This is a genomic window from Delftia sp. K82, from assembly GCF_002193035.1.
Taxonomy (GTDB): Bacteria; Pseudomonadota; Gammaproteobacteria; order Burkholderiales; family Burkholderiaceae_C; genus Comamonas; species Comamonas acidovorans.
In genome coordinates this window covers 39,572-57,671 of the sequence record NZ_MYFL01000003.1, presented here as the reverse complement: position 1 = coordinate 57,671, position 18,100 = coordinate 39,572, and the positions used below count along the sequence as shown (strand labels likewise).

Below are 18,100 nucleotides of genomic sequence, written 5' to 3'. Positions count from 1 at the left end.
CGGGCCCCTTTTTTGCTGGAGGCAGGCCGAAGCTCAGGCCGCCAGGGCGCCGCGCATGGCGTCGATCACGGCCTTGTAGTCAGGCTTGCCGAAGATGGCGCTGCCCGCCACGAAGGTGTCGGCACCGGCATCGGCCACGCGGCGGATGTTGGTTTCCTTGATGCCGCCGTCCACTTCCAGGCGGATGTCGCGGCCGCTGGCCTCGATGCGCTTGCGCGCGGCCTCGATCTTGCGCAGCGTGCTGTCGATGAAGCTCTGGCCGCCGAAGCCGGGGTTCACGCTCATCAGCAAGATGAGGTCGATGTCGTCGATGACCCAGTCCAGCACGTCCAGCGGAGCGGCGGGGTTGAACACCAGGCCGGGCTTGGCGCCCTGGGCGCGGATGTTCTGGATGCTGCGGTGCACGTGGGCCGTGGCATCGGGGTGGAAGCTGATGTAGTCGGCGCCGGCCTTGGCGAAGGCCGTGGCCAGTTCGTCCACGGGCGAGACCATCAGGTGCACGTCGATGGGCACGGGCTGGCCGTCGGGCGTCTTCGCATGGGGCTTCAGGGCCTCGCAGATCATGGGACCGAACGTGAGGTTGGGCACGTAGTGGTTGTCCATCACGTCGAAGTGGATCCAGTCGGCGCCGGAGGCGATCACATTCTTGACCTCATCGCCCAGACGGGCGAAGTCGGCAGACAGGATGGAGGGGGCGATGCGGTAGGTGGGGCTCATGGCCTGCGATTGTCGCAGCTAGCCCATGCCGGCACCAGCGACGGCACAAAGCCATGGGCGGCGGCGCGTGGGGACGTTCGCAAGCCGGTACATTGCGGGCAGTTACCATTGCCGCCATGCCCATGAACGAGTTCCAGGTCCAGGTCCGCCCCGCCTTTTTGCCAGAGCAATCCGCTCCAGCGGCGGGCGTATACGCCTTCTCCTACACGATCACCGTGACCAATACCGGCCAGGTGCCGGGCCAGTTGATCGCGCGCCACTGGATCATCACCAACGAACTGGGCCATGTCGAAGAGGTCAAGGGCCTGGGGGTGATCGGCCGCCAGCCGCTGCTGCAGCCTGGCGAGACCTTCGAGTACACCAGCGGCTGCCAGCTGCGCACGCCCAACGGCAGCATGCAGGGCAGCTATCTGTGCATCAGCCACGAGGGCGAGGTCTTCGAGTGCAGCATTCCGCGATTCCAGCTGATATCCGGTGCCGGCGGCGACAGCTTTCCAGACCCTGACAACCGCGTGCTGCACTGAGCGCGTTCCTCGGGGGAGGCGCTAGTCTTCCGCCCTGCCGCAAGACCCCTACATGAAGCGAATCACCCAAGACCTGCCCGGCCTTCTGGCCGCACTCGACCCCGAGGCCGACCTCGCGCACCGCCATATCTGGCTGATCCACCTGCTGGAGTGGGTGCGCGCGCCCAAGCCGTCGGTGGACGGCGCCGTGCAGCGTGTGCAGTTGCTGGTGGAGGCCGTGGAGGCCGACCCGGCCGTGCGCCAGCGCCTGCATGCCTGGTGGCTGCGCTTCATCGACACCGTGGACATCACGGCGCTGCTGGCCGATTTCGGCTTTGCGCCGCGCACCAACATGTTCAGCGAGCTGTCCGAGCGCGCACGCTACAAGCTGCTGCCCAGCACGCCCGAGACGGTGGATGCCTCCGAGCTGTTCATGCTGGCCATGCCCGACGAATTCGACGCGCGCTGGCTGCACGCGCTGGAGGCGCCGCTGCTCGAACGCATCGCACTGCTGCTGACCGATGGCAGCGAGGGCCAGGGCAGCAGCTTCTGGCAGAACAGCCTGCTCGGCTCCATCACCTATTGCACGGGGCAGATCCTGTCCACGGGCTTTTCGCCCGAACTGCGCCTGCGCATGGACGAGCAGGCGCGCGACGACCAGCCCTTCCACGCCCTGATCCACGACGCCGAGAGCCTGCGCGTGGAGGTGATGCACGCGCTGCGCACCAATGACCGGCGCGATGCGGCCGAGGCCCGGCTGCGTGAGCGCCTGGATGCCTGCCGCGCGGCCGTGACATCGGTCTACACACATTTCGAGTCCGAAGGGATTTCGGTGGGCCTGGTGTTCCGCCTGCGCCAGCTGCGCGCGCGCATTTTGCGCGTGCGCCGCCTGCTGGACTGCCTGGTGGCCGACAACCGCGCCACCGAGACGGCCGACCTGCTGGCCAACCTGGTGTCCGTGGGCATTGAGCGGCGCAGCCTGCGCGCGCTGCTGTCCACCAACACCTCGCTGCTGGCGGCCAAGGTGGCCGAGCGCAGCGCCGAGACGGGCGAGCACTACATCACGCGCACCGGCCGCGAATACCTGTCCATGGCAACCAAGGCCGCCGGCGGCGGCTTTGTGATGGCCTTCACCACGCTGCTGAAATTCGCGCTCTACGCGCTGGGGCTGTCGGCATTCTGGGGCGGGCTGGCGGCGGGCATCAACTACTCCATCAGCTTTGTGCTGATCCAGCTGCTGCACTTCACGGTGGCGACCAAGCAGCCGGCCATGACGGCACCGGCCATGGCCGCCAAGCTCAAGGACCTGCGCGCCAGCGAGGCCATCGAGGAGTTCGTGGACGAGGTCGCCCACCTGGTGCGCTCGCAGGTGGCGGCCGTGCTGGGCAACGTGCTGGTGGTGCTGCCCATGGTGCTGCTGCTGTCGCTGGGCTATGCTCAGCTGTTCGGCCACACGCCGATTGACGGGCCGCATGCGATTGCCGTGCTCGACTCGCTGAGCCTGCTGGGCATGTCGCCGCTGTTCGCGGCCTTCACGGGCGTGCTGCTGTTCGCCAGCAGCCTGATCGCGGGCTGGGCGGAGAACTGGTTCGTGCTGCGCCGGCTGGACTCGGTGATCCGCTACAACCCCGGCATCACGCGCTGGCTGGGTGCCAAGCGCGCCGACCGCTGGGCGCATTTCTGGCGCAAGAACATTTCGGGCTTTGCCGCCAACGTCTCGCTGGGCATGATGCTGGGCCTGGTGCCCGCGTTCGCTGCCTTCTTCGGCCTGGGGCTGGAGGTGCGCCACGTCACGCTGTCGGCCGGCCAGATCGGTGCCGCCATGGCCGCCCTGGGCTGGCAGGTGCTGCACTCCGATATGTTCTGGTGGGCGGTTGCCCTACTGCCGGTCAATGGCGCGTTGAATGTCACTGTCAGCTTTTATCTGGCATTCCGCGTTGCGATGAGGGCACACAATGTCAGCGGAGTCGACCGCTCGCGCATCTATTCGGCCATCCGCCGCCGTCTGCGCACAGCGCCGCTGAGTTTCTTCCGCCCCTGAGCCTGCGGGACCTCGGGAACCACGCGGAACCCACGTGCTGGCGTGCCCGCCCGGCCTTGCAGCCCGGCAGTCACGCCAGTGGATCGCCAACGAAGTGTCCCCGTGCCAAGCGCACGGGACGCGGGCTTGCCCGCGCCGCAGGGAAGGCCTTGCGGAGCTTCGCTTGCGGGCCACTGGCTCGCGCAAAGGACCTCGCTTATGAATGACATGCTGAGCTTCTGGGAACCGTGGCTGCGGCCATCGGCCGGGTTGGCCACGGTGCAATGGTCCCTGCTGCTGGCCGTGGCCACCATGGTGGGTTACGCCTGCCAGCGCCATGCGGCCCTGCCCAAGGTGGTCGGCTATTCGCTGGTCGGCGGCATTGCCGGGCTGATCGGCTTTGGCGCCAATACCGCCTGGCCGCTGCAGGGCACGGGATTGTTCCTGCTGGAGCTGGGCGTGGCCATCGTGCTGTTCGAATGCGGCGGGCGCATCACGCTGCGCTGGTTCCGCCACAACCCCATGGTGCTGGTGCAAAGCGTAGCCGAATCCGCGTTGACCTATGTGCTGGTCTCCCTGGTGCTGCGCTGGCTGGGCGTGGCCCCCGAAGTGGCCGGGCCGCTGGCCCTGGTGGCCATGGCGGCCTCGCCTCTGGTGCTGACGCGCGTGGTGGCCGACATGCGTGCCGCAGGCGCCGTGACCGATCGCGGCCTGGTGCTGGCCACCCTGTCCACGCTGTATGCGCTGGCCCTGGGCAGCGCCAAGGCGGGCATGCTGACGCAGCCCAAGGCGGGCTTCGTGGCCTCGATCATGCCGGTGCTGGTGGTGCTGGGCGTCTCGGTGGCCGTGGCCCTGGTGCTGGCCGTGCTGATGCGCCTGGCGCTGCGCTTCATGAGCCCGGCCAGCGAGAACACCTCCATCCTCTTTCTCACGCTGATCTCGGCCAGCGTGCCTGTGGCCTCGTACCTGGGCGGCTCGGCGCCGCTGGCGGCGCTGCTGGGCGGCATCCTGCTCAAGCAGTTCAACCCGCGCCCCTGGGCCTGGCCGCGCCAGCTGGGCACGGCGGCCTCGCTGCTGACCATGCTGATGTTCGTGCTGGTCTCCACCGTGGCCGCGCAGGCCGACTGGAGCGCGCCGGTGGCCGGCGTGGTGGGCGCCGTGATCCTGGCGCGCCTGGTCGCCAAGACCATGGGCGTGGCCGTGGGCAATGTGGGCACGGGCGCCAACTGGCGCCAGGCCTTCTGGGTGGGCTGCGCCATGGCGCCCATGTCGTCGGTGGCGCTGCTGATTGCATCGCAGTTCGTGGCCGCCGCGCCCGAGCTGGGCGCGCAGATCGCAGGCGTGGCCCTGCCCACCATTTTGGTGATGGAGGTGCTGGGCGCCGCCCTGGCCACCGTGGCCATCTACCGCTCCGGCGAAAGCTCCCGTCCCTGGAAGCCGCTGAGCCGCACGAATACTGCAGGAGATGAACGTGAGTCTTGAAGCCTTCAACTCGTCCGAACCGCTGACCCTGGGCGTGGAGCTGGAACTGCAGCTGGTCAACACCCACGACTACGACCTGGCCCCCTACGCCGAGGACATGCTGCGCCTCATGCTCAAGAACCCGCTGCCCGGCAGCGTGGTGCCCGAGATGACGAACAGCATGATCGAGATCTCCACCAGCGTCTGCCATTCGGCCTCGGAGGTGCTGGGCCAGCTCAGCCAGATCCGCGATGCCCTGGTCAAAAGCGCCGACAAGCTCAACATCGCCGTGGTGGGCGGCGGCACCCACCCCTTCCAGCAGTGGCATGAGCGGCGCATCTACGACAAGCCGCGCTTTCAGGAGCTGTCGCAGCTGTACGGCTACCTGTCCAAGCAGTTCACCATCTTCGGCCAGCACGTTCACATCGGCTGCCCCGACGCCGATGCGGCCCTGCTGATGCTGCACCGCATGTCGCGCTACATCCCGCACTTCATTGCGCTGTCGGCCTCCAGCCCCTATGTGCAGGGCCATGACACGGCCTTCGACTCGGCGCGGCTGAACTCGGTGTTCGCCTTTCCGCTGTCGGGCCGCGCGCCCTGCGTGCTGCACTGGAGCGAGTTCGAGCAGTACTTCGACAAGATGACGCGCACGGGCGTGGTCAAGAGCATGAAGGACTTCTACTGGGACATCCGGCCCAAGCCCGAGTTCGGCACCATCGAGATCCGCGTGTTCGACACGCCGCTGACCATCGAGCGCGCAGCCGCCCTGTCCGGCTACGTGCAGGCGCTGGCCGCCTGGTTCATGGACACCCAGCCCTTCACGCCTGTGGAAGACGACTATCTGGTCTACACCTACAACCGCTTCCAGGCCTGCCGCTTCGGCCTGGAGGCCGTGTACGTGGACCCGGCCACGGGCGAGCACATGCCGCTGGCCGACCACATCCTCAAGACCATGGATGCCGTGGCCGACTACGCGGCCCGCCATGGCGCCGCGCCTGCCCTGCACCTGCTGCGCAGCGACGTGGCCGCCGGCAGCAACGATGCCCGCTGGCTGCGCGAACGCCAGCGCAGCGAGCAGTTGCTGGCCGAGGTCTCGCGCCAGGCGGCCATGCGCTTTCGCGGTCAGGCCGTGTAGACACGACTGGCACTGCATGCATCCAAGGGCTGCTACCGCAGGTTGTGCGTCAAGCACTCACGTTCGACAAAGCGGCGTTCCTCCACACAACACGCTGTGGCCCCAGCACAATGAAATTGCGTTGGAGAGGGTGGCCGAGCCTTGGCGGCCTGATCCGCGATGTTCTCCATCAAGTCCGGAGGGTCGCGCCATGCAAGAGGTCAGATGTGCCAGTTGCAACCGCAAACTGGCAATGGGAGTTTTCCAGCAACTAAGCATCAAATGCCCACGCTGCGGAACGCTCAATTCCTTGAGAGCCCATATGAGCCCCGAACCCGAGTGCCTACGAGCGCCCTTGAAGAAAGGAAGCCACCATGGCTCAAGCAACTAAGGTATTAATTGCCGATGGCGACGTGTTGTCCAGCACACCGAACAACGAAGTCATCTATTTCGCATCCAATGCCAGCGGTATTCCTGTGGTGCCGGGATCGCACCATATCTTGCCGACCAACCCCTATACGCTCGTATTCGACGACGCGGGCAAGCCATCCGGGTATGACAGGAAAAACAATCGCCATACTGTCGCGATGGATGTGAAGTTTGTCGAAGACTTCCTTGAAATCGAGTCGTGCCACACGGGCATCATCTCTCGCCACAAGGGCTGGAACAGCGTTCCCTATGTAAGAGGCGACAACCGTGGCGCTGCAGCCATTGCAGGCAAATGGGGCTATGCAGGCGGTAGTGTCGCTCTGGAGGAAATCGAAATCACGAACGATTTCAATAATGGTGAATCGCATCACCCTCCGTCGGCACAGCATCCAAGAGGCGCTATCGGACAGGCAAAACTTCAGGGTGATCGCTGGTATCGCATGGTGCTTGAAAGCATCGTGTTCCATGGCGCCGTCGGGCACAAGGTTAGATTCATCGACAAACAAACCAAATCCATTGTTTACAAACTACCCATCTACTGGTCGGAATTCTCGGGAAACTATGTATCTCGAGATGATGGCAAGGTGTGTGTGTTCAGCATTCATGATCCGGCCAAGCCCGCAGCAGGTTTTTATTTCACGAACCTGATGAGCTATTGGACGCGCGCCCACAAATCGGTTGCACACCCCTGAGCGTACAGGGGCTTGCAGCCCACGCCGTCAGCCCCCGCCATGCAAGTCAGGGCATTAGACCCTCAAGGCAGTACCGCCGCCGCACGCGCGGCGGTGATCTGCGCGTCGGCGTCGCGCTGCAGAAGCAGGCGCTGGCGCACCAGGTCCTGGGCCGCAGCCGTGACGGCGCTCACGTAGCCGGCCTGGTCGACATACAGCTCCTCCAGTGAAGGCCGCCCGTCACCGGCCGCCAGCCGCGCCGCGCGCGTCTTGTGGAAGGGAATGAAGCTGCCCGTGAGGTTGGACAGGTCCACGATGCCCGGCGTGGCCACGTAGTTGAACTCCATGCTGGTGCCCAGCGGTGCCCGCGCCTCCACGCTGCGGATGCCTGCGCGCGTGAGGCCGGTGGCCGCATCGACCTGGGGCACGAGGATGGCGTAGTCCTTGCCCGTGGCGCGCGGCGGCTGCAGCGTGGCGATGCCGCTTTCGTCCTGCGGCACGTACTGCGGGCCGAAGTCGAGCAGCGCAAAGCCGTTGTGGCGCGCCAGGTAGCGGAACTCGGGGATGGCGGTCTGCACGCCGCCCACGCTCCAGCTCAGGCCCTTCATGGCGGGAAAGACCAGCTTGTCGGGCCGCACCAGGGTGCCGTCGGCCAGCCTGGGCACCTGGCTGGCCGGCGGCTCGGTGCCGCGCACCACCCAGTCCTCCAGCGCGATGAACAGCGCGCGGAACGTGTCGTTGAAGTGCACCACGGTGCCGGCCGGATAGACATTGCGCGTGGGCGCATAGCCGATGCTGGCCGTGCCGCCTGCGCCGCCGTGCTGGGTGCTGGCGTAGTAGTAGATAGATGCGCGCATTGGCGGGCTGGGCGATGTCGCGCAGGCCGTTGGCATCGGTCAGCACGGGCGAGCCCTGCAGTTGCCAGAACTCCGTGCCGGACAGGCCCAGGAAGAACTTGGGGCAGGTATTGCTGGCTTCGCAGCGCTTCATCACGCCGCCCTGGCGGCCGCTGACCTCATCGCTGTAGTCCTTGTCCAGGCCGCGCGGCGCGGTCTGTCCGAAGGCCGTGTGGTCGGTGCGCAGGCCGCCCCCGCCGCCGGGCACGGCGAAGCGCGTGTTGATGTTGGTCTGGCGCGCGGCCACGTGGGCATACATGCCGTCGAAGACCTTGCCGCCATCGAGCGCCTGGTTGAAGCCCAGGTGCAGGAAGGTCTTCATGGCATTGCCCGACTGCGAGGTGCCCTGGCCGATGGTGTGCGTGATGCGCCCAGCCAGCGGATTGGCCTTGCCGTCGGCGTCGGCCGCCTTGGCGCGGAAGAAGCTCACGGTATCGCGCAGCGCGGCCAGGCCCACGCCCATGACCTTGGGGTCCTTGGCCACGTAGACCAGCTCGTAGAGGTACTGCGGATCGAACCCGCCCTTCAGGCAGACGCTGGTGGCCGCAGGCGTGCCGGGGAAGGGATTGGCGGCGGCATCGCAGCTGGCGAACTTCCAGTCGCCCGCAGGCACGGGCTGGCGCGCATCGGTTTCGTTGATGCGGCGCGTGAGCGAGTAGCCGGCCTGCGTGTTGTCCAGGCTGGCGGGCTCGTAGGGAATCATGGTCCCGTTGAACACGCCGCCGGGCAGGGTCATGGAGGGCACGGCGGCGGCCGGAACCAGCTCGGTGCGGTAGCTGCCCGTGATGCTGCTGCCGTCCTTGTTGCGGGCCACGGGCACGGTGACCGTCAGGCGCGCGGGCGTGGACTTGGGCACGTCGCCCTGCCAGGCCGAGTACAGCAGCACATAGCCGCGCTCCAGGTAGACCGCATCGCCGGGCGTGGCCGTGGGGTTGGGCATGGTCAGGATGTTGCCGCGATTGGGCGCGTCATAGCGCAGCACGCCGCTGGCCTTGGACATGTCCTTGGGCTTGAGCATGACGAAGTCGGTGCTGTACTCCACCATGCCGCGCGCATTGACGGGCGCCAGCGCCAGGTCCTGGATCACGGCGTTCTTCGGGTCGGCCGGGTCCAGCTCGCCACGCAGCACGCCGATCACTTTTTCGTAGGCGCCGACACTTCCGTAGCTGCCGGCAAAGTCCTCGGTGGCGCTGATGCTCAGCTGCATGCGCGGCGCCTGCGAACCGGCGGGCGAGTCACTGCCGCCGCAGGCGGTCAGCAGGCCGGATGCGGCCAGGGCAAGGGCCAGTGGATGGGTGGATCTGATGTGCATGTTGTCTCCTTGGGGTCATGGCACAGGCAAGGCTCCGCCCTGGCCGCCGTGCATTGCGGCGGCCTAGGACGGTTCGAAAAAAGGGAACGGAGAGAGGGAAGCGGCCTACTCGGGCTGGATGCCGGCGGCCTTGATCACCTGGCCCCACTTCTGGGTCTCGCCCGCCTGGAAGGCGGCCAGCTCCTGGGGCGTGGCGGTCCAGCCCTCGGAGCCGGACATCTCGAAGAAGGACTTGGCGCCCGCGCTGTGCACGGCGTCGGACAGCAGGCGGTTCAGACGGGCCACCACGGCCTCGGGCGTGCCAGCGGGCGCGTAGGCCGCGAACCAGTAGCCCATGTCGTAGCCCTTGACGCCGGCTTCCTCCAGCGTGGGCACCTCGGGCAGCTGCGGGCTGCGTTTGGTGGTGGAGTAACCCAGGGCGCGCAGCTTGCCCGACTTGACCTGGGGCACGCCGGTGGAGGTGTCGGTGATCATCAGGTCGATCTGGCCGCCCAGCAGGTCGGTGATGGCCAGCGGATTGCTCTTGTAGGGCACGTGCATCAGGTCCACGCCGGCCAGCTGCTTGAGCATTTCACCGGCCACGCGGCTGGAGGAGCTGCCGCTGCCGAACGACAGCTTGCCCGGCTGCTTCTTCGCCGCCGCCAGCAGGTCGCCCACGTTCCTGTACGGCGCATCGGCGCGCACCACCAGCACCTGGCCGCCCTTGCCCAACCCGGCCACGGGCGCGAAGTCCTTGACCGCGTCATAGGGCAGCTTCTTGTACAGATGCTGGTTGGCCGCATGCGTGGTGTTGGTGGTGATCAGCACCGTGTAGCCATCGGCCGCCGAGCGCGCCACCTGCTGGGCCGCGATCATGCCGCTGGCGCCGCCCTTGTTCTCGACCACCACGGCCTGCTTGGTCGCCGTGGTCACGGCCTGGCCCAGCGCCCGTGCCAGCTGGTCGGTGGCGCTGCCGGCCGCAAACGGCACGACGAAGGTGATGGGCTTGGACGGATAGTCCTGTGCCAGTGCCAGTGCCAGTGCCAGTGCCGGTGCGGCGGCGGCTGCCAGCGCGCAGGCGGCCAGCACGAGCGCATGGGGGCGGGGAAGGTTCTGCGAAAAGTTCATGTCTGTCTCCTTTGTTGTGATGAATGTGTGACGGGCGGGTGCTGCCGGCTACTCCGGCGCCAGGTGGGGCAGCAGCGAGGCCGGCACCTGGACCTGCATCTGCAGCAGCCAGTACGACAGCGCCTTGCCGTGGCTGTCGAGGTTGAGCGCGTCGTTGACGCCGCCGTCCAGCACCTCGTCCAGCACCCAGTTCATGGCCTGCAGGCGCTGCAGAACGAAGCGCTGCACGCGCGCAGGGCGCCGGGCGGCGAAGTGCGCGGCCACGCGCCCTTCGGTGATCTGCTCCACCAGCACGGGCCAGCAGGCGGCATTCCAGGCGATGAGGCTGATGTTGGAGCGGTTGCCCTTGTCCCCCGTGCGCCCGTGCGCCAGGCGGTACAACGGCACGGTGACGGGCATCGTGGTCTGCAGTGTGTTCATGCGGCGTGCTCCCCGGCCTCTTTCTCGACCCCTTTATCGACATCTCCCTCGGCCCACTTCCATCCGGTGGCGACGCTCTGCTGCGCCAGCAGGCAGGACACCGTGCCCAGCCGCGCGCGCAGCGCCGTGCGCACGCCGCCGCCGCCGGCCGGCCCGCAGGTGTACAGCGCATTGACCTCGCGCGGCAGGCGCCGCGCCTGGGCCTGCGTGGGGCGCAGCCAGGCGGCGCGCAGGCGCACGTCCTGGGGGGCGGCTGCGCCGGCCGGCTGCGCGTCGCGCCAGCGGCCGGCGTCGTCGCCCAGCACGCTGGCCACGCCGATCCAGTCCAGGCGCAGGTCGCCTGCGGCCTCGCCGCCCAGGCGCTCGCGCAGCACCTCGCCGGCCAGCCGGGCGCGCTCCAGGGCGCGCGGGCCGGCATAGGAGATCTCGCCCTCGGCCAGCCAGCCCGAGGCATGGCAGACATTGACCTTGTAGTGGCCGTTGTGCGCATGGCCGCGCACGCCGCTCAGGCGCACGGCGTCAGGCCCCACCTGGTGCACCTCGGCCTCGGACAGGTCGGCCACCACGTCGGGCGTCAGGTAGGCGGCCGGGTCGTGCACCTCGTACAGCAGTTGTTCCTTGACCGTGCGTTCGCTGACCAGGCCGCCCGTGCCTTCGGGCTTGGTGATGGTGCAGTCGCCCGAGGGCTCGATGATGGCAATGGGATAGCCCAGCCGCGCCAGGCCCTGCACGTCCTTGAAGCCCGGGTCGGCGAAGTAGCCGCCCGTGACCTGGGCGCCGCATTCCAGCAGGTGGCCTGCCATGGTGGCGCGCGCCAGGCGGTCCCAGTCGTCCCAGGCCCAGCCGAAATGCGCCATGGCCGGCCCCAGGGTCAGCGAGGGGTCGGACACGCGGCCGGCCACCACGATCTCGGCGCCGGCCTGCAGGGCCTCGGCAATCGCGCGCGCACCGATGTAGGCGTTGGCACTGACCAGCGAATCCTCGGGGAACTCTGCGCCCAGCGCGGCCCGAAGAGCCTCGCGGTACGCCGGGCCGCTGACATCGTCGCCATGCACCACGGCGATGCGCGGCACGCGCAGGCCCAGGCGCTGCGCCAGCCGCTGGATGCAGCGCGCCGCGCCTTCGGGATTCGCCGCACCGAAGTTGCTGACGATGCGTATGCCATGCGCCAGGCAGTCGGCCAGCACGGGCTCCAGCAGGTCTTCGAGCAGAGGTTCATAGCCCGCGTCGGGCTGCTCGCGGCGCGCGAGCTGGGCCAGCGCCAGCGTGCGCTCGGCCAGGGTCTCGAAGATCAGGCAGGCGCTCTGGCCGCTGGCCGCCAGGGCGCGCACCACGGGCGCGGCGGCATCGGTGCGGTCGCCCGAGAAGCCGGCTGCGCAGCCCACCCACAGCGGGGGCTTGTCCGGGGCAAAGAAGGTTTCCAGGTGGTCCATGCAGGCCAATGTAGGCAAGGGCTGCTAATCTGTGAAATCGATTATTCGGATCAACTCATCCAAAAACCAGATGAATATCTCCTCCCGCCAGCTCGATGCCTTCATCGCCCTGGCCCAGCTCAGCAGCTTCACGCTGGCCGCACAGCGCTGCCATCTGTCGCAGCCGGCCTTCAGCGCCCTGATCAAGGGGCTGGAAGACGGCGTGGGCGTACGCCTGTTCGACCGCAGCACGCGCCATGTGGCGCTGACGCAGGAGGGGGCGCAGTTCCTCGATGCCGCGCAGCGCATACGCGCCGACCTGGGCGATGCCGTGCACGGCCTGCGCGAGGCGGCGGCGCTGCAGCGCGGGCGCGTGTCCATCGCCCTGCTGCCTTCGCTGGCGGCGGCCTGGCTGCCGCCCGTGCTGGCACTGTTCCATGCGCGCCATCCGGGCATACAGCTGCAGGTGTCGGACCTGCTGTCCGAGTCCTGCATCGCCCAGGTGGCCTCGGGTCAGGCCGACCTGGCGCTGGCCGCCATCCGCGCCGACACCGAGGAGCTGCAGGCCGAATGGTTCTGCGCCGACCGGCTGCACCTGGTCTGCCGCGCCGACCATGCGCTGGCGGCCCTGCCCGCGCCAACAATGGCCGACCTGCGGGACCAACCCTTCATCCAGCTCGCCCGCCACAGCAGCGTGCGCCAGTACCTGGAATCGCAGGAGCAGGCCCCGCCCCTCAACACCTTGCTTGAGGTGGAGCACCTGGCCACCGTGATGGGCATGGTGCGCGCGGGCCTGGGCATCAGCGTGGTGCCGGCCCTGGCGCTGCTCCACTTCGTGCAGCCCGGCCTGGTGACACGCCCGCTGGCCGATGCCGACCGCCGGCGCGACCTGTACCTGGTGCGCAGGCGCCAGCGCAGCCTGTCGCCGGCCGCACAGGCCTTCCACGCGCTGGCGCTGGAGCATCGGCCCGGTGCGGGCGAGACCACCTGATACGGGGCAGCACGAACCTCGCAGCACAATAGCCCGATCGCCAAACGCAACCGAAAGCCGCCACCGTGGGTGAATTCGACCTGATCCGCCGCTTCTTCCAGCGCCCCGTGCGCCGCGCCGCCCTGGGCGTGGGCGATGACTGCGCCCTGCTCGCCCCGGCGCCGGGCATGCAGCTGGCCGTCTCCAGCGACATGCTGGTCGAGGGCCGGCATTTCTTCGCCGACGTGGACCCGCGCCTGCTGGGCCACAAATCCCTGGCCGTGAACCTGTCCGACCTGGCGGCCTGCGGCGCGCGCCCGCTGGCCTTCACCCTGGCCCTGTCCCTGCCGCGCGCCGATGCGGCCTGGACCGAGGCCTTCGCAGGCGGCCTGCTGGCCCTGGCCGACGCCCACGGCTGCGAGCTGGTCGGCGGCGACACCACCCAGGGGCCCTTGAACATCTGCATCACCGTCTTCGGCGAAGTGCCGCCCGGCGAGGCCCTGCTGCGCAGCGGCGCGCGCGCGGGCGACGATATCTGGGTCAGCGGCAGCCTGGGCGATGCCCGCCTGGCGCTGGAAGCCCTGCTGGGCCACACCACCCTGCCACCCGGCACGCTGGCCGCCGCGCGCCAGCGCCTGGAAGCGCCCACGCCGCGCGTGGCCCTGGGCCAGGCGCTGCGCGGCATTGCCAGCAGCGCGTTGGATGTGAGCGACGGCCTGCTGGGCGACCTGGGCCACATCCTCGAGCAATCCCGCGTGGGCGCCAGCCTGGATACGCGCCTGATCACGCCCCTGCTCGATGCCGGCCGGCACACGCCCCTGGCCATCGACCTGCTGCACCAGTGCACGCTGTCCGGCGGCGACGACTACGAGCTGTGCTTCACGGCCCCGGCCGACCGGCGCGATGCCGTGCAGGCCGCAGGCCGCGACACCGCCACGCGCGTCACGCGCATCGGCTGCATCGAGGAGCCGCCCGGCCTGCGGCTGATCGGCCCGGACGGTGCGGCCATGGCGCCCCGGTGGACCTCATTCGACCACTTCGCTGCGGCCTGACGCCGCGCCAAACCACTTTCATCCAAGAAGGACTGCCCATGGTTCAACGCTCCGCCCTGCCCGCCCTCTCTGCCCTGGCCGCCGCCTGCTTCCTGCTGGCAGGCACCCCGGTCCAGGCCCAGGCACAAGCCCAGGAAGCCACCATCGCCCGCGCCCCCATCGCGCGCGTCACCCTGTATGCGGGCGTGGCCTCGGTGGAGCGCACGGCGCGCATCACGGCCGCCACGCGCCAGCTGGTGTTCGAGTGCCTGCCCGGCTCCATCGACCCGCAGAGCCTGCAGGTCAGCGCCGATGCCGGCGTGCGCCTGGGCGACTACAAGCTGCAGTCGCAGCCGCGCGAACTGGCCTCCAAGGCCTGCGCCAGCCCGCTGGAGCAGCAGATCCGCACGCTGGAAGACCAGCTGGCCGCGCTGGAGGCCGACGAGTCCGCCGCCAAGCTCGTGGGCGACTACCTGCAGGGCCTGGCCAAGCCCGGCGATGACGCCAAAGCCCCCGCCCTGCCCGCCGCCAGCCAGCTGGGTGCCGCCACCGAGGCGCTGCGCAGCACCAGCCGTGGCAACACGCTGCGCGCCCACCAGATCCTGCGGCAAAAGCAGGCGCTGCAGGAGCAGCTCAGGCCGCTGCAGCTCGAACGCGACCGCACGGGCGCAGGCAACGCCCAGGTGATGAAGGTCACCGTGCAACTGGCCAGCCCCACCGATGCCAATGTGCAGCTGACCTACCAGGTGCGCGGCCCGAGCTGGCAGCCCACCTACCGCGCCCAGCTGGACCCGGCCAAGGGCACGGTGGCCATCGAACGCCTGGCCCTGGTGGCCCAGAACAGCGGCGAGGACTGGAGCCAGGTGCAGCTGCTGCTGTCCACGGGCCAGCCTTCGCGCAGCACGCAGGCGCGCCTGCCCAATCCCTGGACGCTGGATGTGGAACGGCCCCGCCCCGTGGCCGCCATGGCCCCTCCGCCAGCGCCGGCCCCGGCGGCCCCTGCGATGATGCTGGAGCGCGCCCGCAAGCCCGGGGCGGCCGGCGAGGCCGCCGAACTGCCGGTGCTCGATGTCGCCAGCCTCAACACCGCCTACGCCACGCAGTTCTCCGTGCCCTACCGCATCAGCGTGCCCTCCAGCAGCGAGCGCGTGACCCTGGCCCTGGGCTCGCAGAACCTGCCGGCCACCCTGCTCACGCGCACGGCGCCCGCCGTGGAAGAGGCCGCCTACCTGGTGGCCCAGCTGGCCGTGCCGGCCGGCGTGTGGCCCGCAGGCCCCGTGGCCCTGTTCCGCGATGGCGCCTTCGCCGGCCAGGGCCGGCTGGACTTCGGCAACGCCGCCGCGCTGGCCCAGGGCCTGTCTTTCGGCCGCGATGACAAGGTGATGGTGCGCAACCTGCCCGTGGACTCGGCCACGGGCAGCGGTGGCCTGCTCAGCAGCAGCACCGAACGCCAGGTCACGCGGCGCTTCCAGGTGGACAACCGCCATGACCGCGCCATCGAGCTGCAGGTGGTGGACGCCGCACCCGTCTCGCGCAACGAGCAGATCCGCGTGCAGTCCCAATACAACCCGCAGCCGGCCACCACGCGCTGGAACGACCGCAACGGCATGATCGCCTGGCAGCAGCCGCTGGCCGCTGGCGCCAGCGCCAGCTTCGAGGCCCGCCACCAGATCCGCCATCCGCAGGATCTGGCGGTCGAAGAGCGTCAGTGAAGCACCAGGGCCGCGCTTATGATCTGGCCCCATGAGTGACGCGCCGCTGCGGCCGGAGGTTTCCGGCGATCCTGCTACCCCCACCTTTGCCTCTGCGGCGCGCCCACCCGAAGGCCCGCCGCAGGGCGGCATGGCTCGCCCCACGCTGGAATTCATGATGTCCCACCCGGCCCACTTCATCGCCATGGGGCTGGGCTCGGGGCTGGGGCGCATCGCGCCCGGCACCGTGGGCACGCTGTGGGCCTGGCTGTCCTTCCTGCTGCTGCAGCACTGGTTCACGCCCCAGCAGATCGGCCTGCTGATCGCGGGCAGCATTCCCCTGGGCTGGTGGGCCTGCACGGTCACGGCGCGCCACATGCGCGTGGCCGACCCGGGCAACCTGGTCTGGGACGAGATCGTGGCCTTCTGGCTGGTGCTGTGGCTGGTCATGCCCACGGGCTTCTGGGGCCAGCTCATCGCCTTTGCGCTGTTTCGCTTCTTCGACGCCGCCAAGCCCCAGCCCGTCAAATGGGCCGACCGGTGCTTCAAGGGCTTCGGCTGGCGCGGCGGCTGGGGGATCATGTTCGATGACCTGGTGGCCGCCTTCTGCACGCTGCTGGTCATCGCCCTGTGGCGCCATTTCATCGGCTGAAGGAACGGGCATCAACGCATCCAACGAACTCGTCGAAACCCTGGCAGGCCTGCTGCTGCAGCGCGGCTGGATGCTGGCCACGGCCGAGAGCTGCACGGGCGGCATGATCGCCGCGGCCTGCACGGACCGCGCCGGCTCCAGCGAATGGTTCGAGCGCGGCCTTGTCAGCTACTCCAACGCGGCCAAGCACGACCTGCTGGGCGTGCCCGAGGCGCTGATCGCCGAGCACGGCGCCGTGAGCGAGCCCGTGGCGCGCGCCATGGCCGAGGGCGCCGTCGCCCACTCACGCGCGCAGTGCAGCGTGGCCGTGACAGGCGTGGCCGGGCCGGGCGGCGGCAGCGCCGCCAAGCCCGTGGGCACGGTCTGGTTCGGCTGGAGCGTGTACGGCACCACGCACAGCGAATGCCTGCTCTTTGACGGCGACCGCGCCGCCGTGCGCCAAGCTACCGTGGCACACGCCTTGCAGCGCCTCAATGCGCTGATCAGCGCAAGGCTTTTATGAGCCGGTGCGCGATCTCCTGCAGCGGTGCAGGCAGGGCGCGGTAGCTTTCCAGCAGGCGCTGCTCGTCCACGGGCAGCGGCGCGTTGTCGTCTTCCAGGCCGGCCGTCAGCTCCAGCGCCGTGGTCTGCAGCGCCAGGGCCACGCGGGCCAGGGTGTCGTTCTTGAGGGTGCGGATGGCCCCCGATTCGATCTGCGACACGGCTGAGGCCGTGATGCCTGCCGCCTCGGCCAGCCGGCCCTGGGTCATGCCCAGTTCGGCGCGGCGGGCGCGTATGCGTTCACCGATATGTCTCATGGCCCGTGCATCCAAAGCCTGTGGCGCGGGCGCTCAGGCGCCGTGGCACTTCTTGAACTTCTTGCCGCTGCCGCAGGGGCAGGGGTCGTTGCGGCCCGGCTGCTCGCCCTTGACGATGGTTTCCTGGCGCGGACCCATGCTCTTCCAGATCTGGCGCAGGTCGTACAGCGCCCAGATGGCTTCGCCGAACTGCTCCACGCGCTCCTGGCTGGTGCTGGCGGGGCCGTCCTCGTCGTACATGCAGACTTCGGGCTTGCCGGTGTCGTCCTCGGTCAGGGCCACGACGGCGTTGAGCGCCTCGTTGAGCCAGCCGGCGGCTTCCTTGTCGCGCGGGGCGGCCCATTCCTCGGCCCAGTTCTCGACCACGAACATGAAGCCCAGCGCCCAGATCTGGCCGAACGAGGGAATCTCGCCGTCATCGGGACGCTCTTCCTCGGGCAGCGACAGGATGGCGCCGCGCATGTCCATGGCCTCGGGCTGGAAGGTGCGGTCGTCTTCCAGCGTCTTCACGTCGGCGTCCAGCTGGGTGCGGATCTCGTCCATGCGCAGGCCCACCAGCTCCAGAAAGCGCGCCTGCTGCGCCGCGTCCTTGAACACTTCCATCAGCGGCAGCGGCTGGCCCTCGGCCGCCTCCAGCGTGCCGCCGTCGCCCAGCAGCATGGGCAGCCACTCGGCGGCCGGCACCTCGCGGCGCGTGCAGATCAGCGCCGTCAGGAAACCGTCGCAGAACTCCCACTGCGGAATCTCCTCGCCGCGCGTGCGCAGCTCGTCGAGCAGATCGTCGAGTTCCTCCAGCGCCTCGGGCGTCAGGGCAGGCTCGTCGGGCAGGGCGGTGGCTTCGTGGGCGTCGTTGGACATGGCGGAAATCTCTAGGGAAAACAGGGGGAAGGAACCGGC

General features: G+C 68.9%; 17 protein-coding genes and 1 pseudogene. 11 read left to right on the top strand and 7 right to left on the bottom strand.

The window, feature by feature from the left end; translation table 11 throughout:
• Positions 1–33: 33 nt before the first annotated feature.
• Positions 34–717 (bottom strand): ribulose-phosphate 3-epimerase, encoded by a 684-nt coding sequence (gene rpe, locus KDK82_RS17135; protein ID WP_012202654.1) that lies wholly within the window; start codon positions 715–717, stop codon positions 34–36.
• Positions 718–833: 116 nt separating this feature from the next.
• Between rpe and apaG the strand changes: the two genes are divergently transcribed.
• The 6 genes from apaG to KDK82_RS17105 all read left to right on the top strand — a co-directional run bounded on the left by apaG (position 834) and on the right by KDK82_RS17105 (position 6,936).
• Entirely contained in the window at positions 834–1,241 is a 408-nt protein-coding gene (gene apaG / locus KDK82_RS17130) for a Co2+/Mg2+ efflux protein ApaG (RefSeq protein ID WP_034389582.1), read from the top strand.
• A gap of 52 nt (positions 1,242–1,293) precedes the next feature.
• Positions 1,294–3,261: a site-specific recombinase gene (locus KDK82_RS17125; protein WP_012202652.1), complete on the top strand. Its 1,968-nt coding sequence runs from the start codon at positions 1,294–1,296 to the stop codon at positions 3,259–3,261.
• A 198-nt stretch (positions 3,262–3,459) separates the two neighbouring features.
• On the top strand, positions 3,460–4,722 hold the full coding sequence (locus tag KDK82_RS17120) for a cation:proton antiporter (RefSeq protein ID WP_034389577.1): 1,263 nt from the start codon (positions 3,460–3,462) through the stop codon (positions 4,720–4,722).
• Positions 4,712–5,836 (top strand): YbdK family carboxylate-amine ligase, encoded by a 1,125-nt coding sequence (locus tag KDK82_RS17115; protein WP_013804717.1) that lies wholly within the window; start codon positions 4,712–4,714, stop codon positions 5,834–5,836. The genes KDK82_RS17120 and KDK82_RS17115 overlap by 11 nt, the downstream gene beginning before the upstream one ends.
• Complete coding sequence (locus KDK82_RS33405) at positions 5,742–6,206, top strand: Com family DNA-binding transcriptional regulator (RefSeq protein ID WP_306417387.1); 465 nt, start codon at positions 5,742–5,744, stop codon at positions 6,204–6,206. Before KDK82_RS17115 ends, KDK82_RS33405 begins: the two co-directional genes overlap by 95 nt.
• Positions 6,190–6,936, top strand: coding sequence for a hypothetical protein (locus KDK82_RS17105; RefSeq protein WP_012202649.1), 747 nt, complete (start codon positions 6,190–6,192; stop codon positions 6,934–6,936). Before KDK82_RS33405 ends, KDK82_RS17105 begins: the two co-directional genes overlap by 17 nt.
• Before the next feature lie 62 nt (positions 6,937–6,998).
• On the opposite strand, the pseudogene KDK82_RS17100 reads toward KDK82_RS17105, so the two are convergent.
• The 4 genes and pseudogenes from KDK82_RS17100 to KDK82_RS17085 form a co-directional block, all read right to left on the bottom strand.
• Positions 6,999–9,123: pseudogene (locus tag KDK82_RS17100) on the bottom strand (alpha/beta hydrolase domain-containing protein).
• Positions 9,124–9,228: 105 nt separating this feature from the next.
• Positions 9,229–10,230 (bottom strand): tripartite tricarboxylate transporter substrate binding protein, encoded by a 1,002-nt coding sequence (locus KDK82_RS17095; RefSeq protein ID WP_088165711.1) that lies wholly within the window; start codon positions 10,228–10,230, stop codon positions 9,229–9,231.
• Between the two features lie 48 nt (positions 10,231–10,278).
• Positions 10,279–10,650, bottom strand: coding sequence for a hypothetical protein (locus KDK82_RS17090; RefSeq protein WP_088165710.1), 372 nt, complete (start codon positions 10,648–10,650; stop codon positions 10,279–10,281).
• On the bottom strand, positions 10,647–12,083 hold the full coding sequence (locus KDK82_RS17085; RefSeq protein ID WP_088165709.1) for an acyclic terpene utilization AtuA family protein: 1,437 nt from the start codon (positions 12,081–12,083) through the stop codon (positions 10,647–10,649). Before KDK82_RS17085 ends, KDK82_RS17090 begins: the two co-directional genes overlap by 4 nt.
• A 70-nt stretch (positions 12,084–12,153) precedes the next feature.
• Here KDK82_RS17085 and KDK82_RS17080 point away from each other — a divergent pair, with 70 nt between their 5' ends.
• The 5 genes from KDK82_RS17080 (at position 12,154) to KDK82_RS17060 (ending at position 16,908) form a co-directional block, all read left to right on the top strand.
• The gene (locus tag KDK82_RS17080; protein ID WP_088165708.1) at positions 12,154–13,053 is read left to right on the top strand and encodes a LysR family transcriptional regulator; all 900 of its coding nucleotides are present in this window, start codon (positions 12,154–12,156) and stop codon (positions 13,051–13,053) included.
• Between the two features lie 65 nt (positions 13,054–13,118).
• Positions 13,119–14,084, top strand: coding sequence for a thiamine-phosphate kinase (thiL, locus tag KDK82_RS17075; RefSeq protein WP_088165707.1), 966 nt, complete (start codon positions 13,119–13,121; stop codon positions 14,082–14,084).
• Between the two features lie 38 nt (positions 14,085–14,122).
• Positions 14,123–15,775 carry a DUF4139 domain-containing protein gene (locus KDK82_RS17070; protein WP_088165706.1) on the top strand — a complete coding sequence of 551 codons (1,653 nt, stop codon included), beginning with the start codon at positions 14,123–14,125 and terminating at the stop codon, positions 15,773–15,775.
• Between the two features lie 130 nt (positions 15,776–15,905).
• A complete protein-coding gene (locus KDK82_RS17065; RefSeq protein WP_012202641.1) occupies positions 15,906–16,406 on the top strand; it encodes a phosphatidylglycerophosphatase A in 501 nt (166 codons plus the stop codon).
• 10 nt (positions 16,407–16,416) lie between these two features.
• Positions 16,417–16,908: a CinA family protein gene (locus KDK82_RS17060; protein WP_088166320.1), complete on the top strand. Its 492-nt coding sequence runs from the start codon at positions 16,417–16,419 to the stop codon at positions 16,906–16,908.
• Here KDK82_RS17060 and KDK82_RS17055 read toward each other — a convergent pair.
• Positions 16,889–17,203, bottom strand: coding sequence for a helix-turn-helix domain-containing protein (locus tag KDK82_RS17055; RefSeq protein WP_012202639.1), 315 nt, complete (start codon positions 17,201–17,203; stop codon positions 16,889–16,891). The two genes, KDK82_RS17060 and KDK82_RS17055, sit on opposite strands and share 20 nt — an antisense overlap.
• Before the next feature lie 33 nt (positions 17,204–17,236).
• The gene (locus tag KDK82_RS17050) at positions 17,237–18,061 is read right to left on the bottom strand and encodes a UPF0149 family protein (protein ID WP_016450524.1); all 825 of its coding nucleotides are present in this window, start codon (positions 18,059–18,061) and stop codon (positions 17,237–17,239) included.
• Between the last annotated feature and the right edge of the window lie 39 nt (positions 18,062–18,100).

Coding starts and splice junctions, on each gene's coding strand:
- rpe (WP_012202654.1), bottom strand. CDS start 717: ATGAGCCCCACCTACCGCATCGCCCCCTCCATCCTGTCTGCCGACTTC.
- KDK82_RS33405 (WP_306417387.1), top strand. CDS start 5,742: ATGCCCGCTGGCTGCGCGAACGCCAGCGCAGCGAGCAGTTGCTGGCCG.
- KDK82_RS17095 (WP_088165711.1), bottom strand. CDS start 10,230: ATGAACTTTTCGCAGAACCTTCCCCGCCCCCATGCGCTCGTGCTGGCC.
- KDK82_RS17055 (WP_012202639.1), bottom strand. CDS start 17,203: ATGAGACATATCGGTGAACGCATACGCGCCCGCCGCGCCGAACTGGGC.
- KDK82_RS17105 (WP_012202649.1), top strand. CDS start 6,190: ATGGCTCAAGCAACTAAGGTATTAATTGCCGATGGCGACGTGTTGTCC.
- KDK82_RS17120 (WP_034389577.1), top strand. CDS start 3,460: ATGAATGACATGCTGAGCTTCTGGGAACCGTGGCTGCGGCCATCGGCC.
- KDK82_RS17125 (WP_012202652.1), top strand. CDS start 1,294: ATGAAGCGAATCACCCAAGACCTGCCCGGCCTTCTGGCCGCACTCGAC.
- KDK82_RS17090 (WP_088165710.1), bottom strand. CDS start 10,650: ATGAACACACTGCAGACCACGATGCCCGTCACCGTGCCGTTGTACCGC.
- KDK82_RS17050 (WP_016450524.1), bottom strand. CDS start 18,061: ATGTCCAACGACGCCCACGAAGCCACCGCCCTGCCCGACGAGCCTGCC.
- KDK82_RS17080 (WP_088165708.1), top strand. CDS start 12,154: ATGAATATCTCCTCCCGCCAGCTCGATGCCTTCATCGCCCTGGCCCAG.
- KDK82_RS17070 (WP_088165706.1), top strand. CDS start 14,123: ATGGTTCAACGCTCCGCCCTGCCCGCCCTCTCTGCCCTGGCCGCCGCC.
- KDK82_RS17065 (WP_012202641.1), top strand. CDS start 15,906: ATGGCTCGCCCCACGCTGGAATTCATGATGTCCCACCCGGCCCACTTC.
- apaG (WP_034389582.1), top strand. CDS start 834: ATGCCCATGAACGAGTTCCAGGTCCAGGTCCGCCCCGCCTTTTTGCCA.
- KDK82_RS17085 (WP_088165709.1), bottom strand. CDS start 12,083: ATGGACCACCTGGAAACCTTCTTTGCCCCGGACAAGCCCCCGCTGTGG.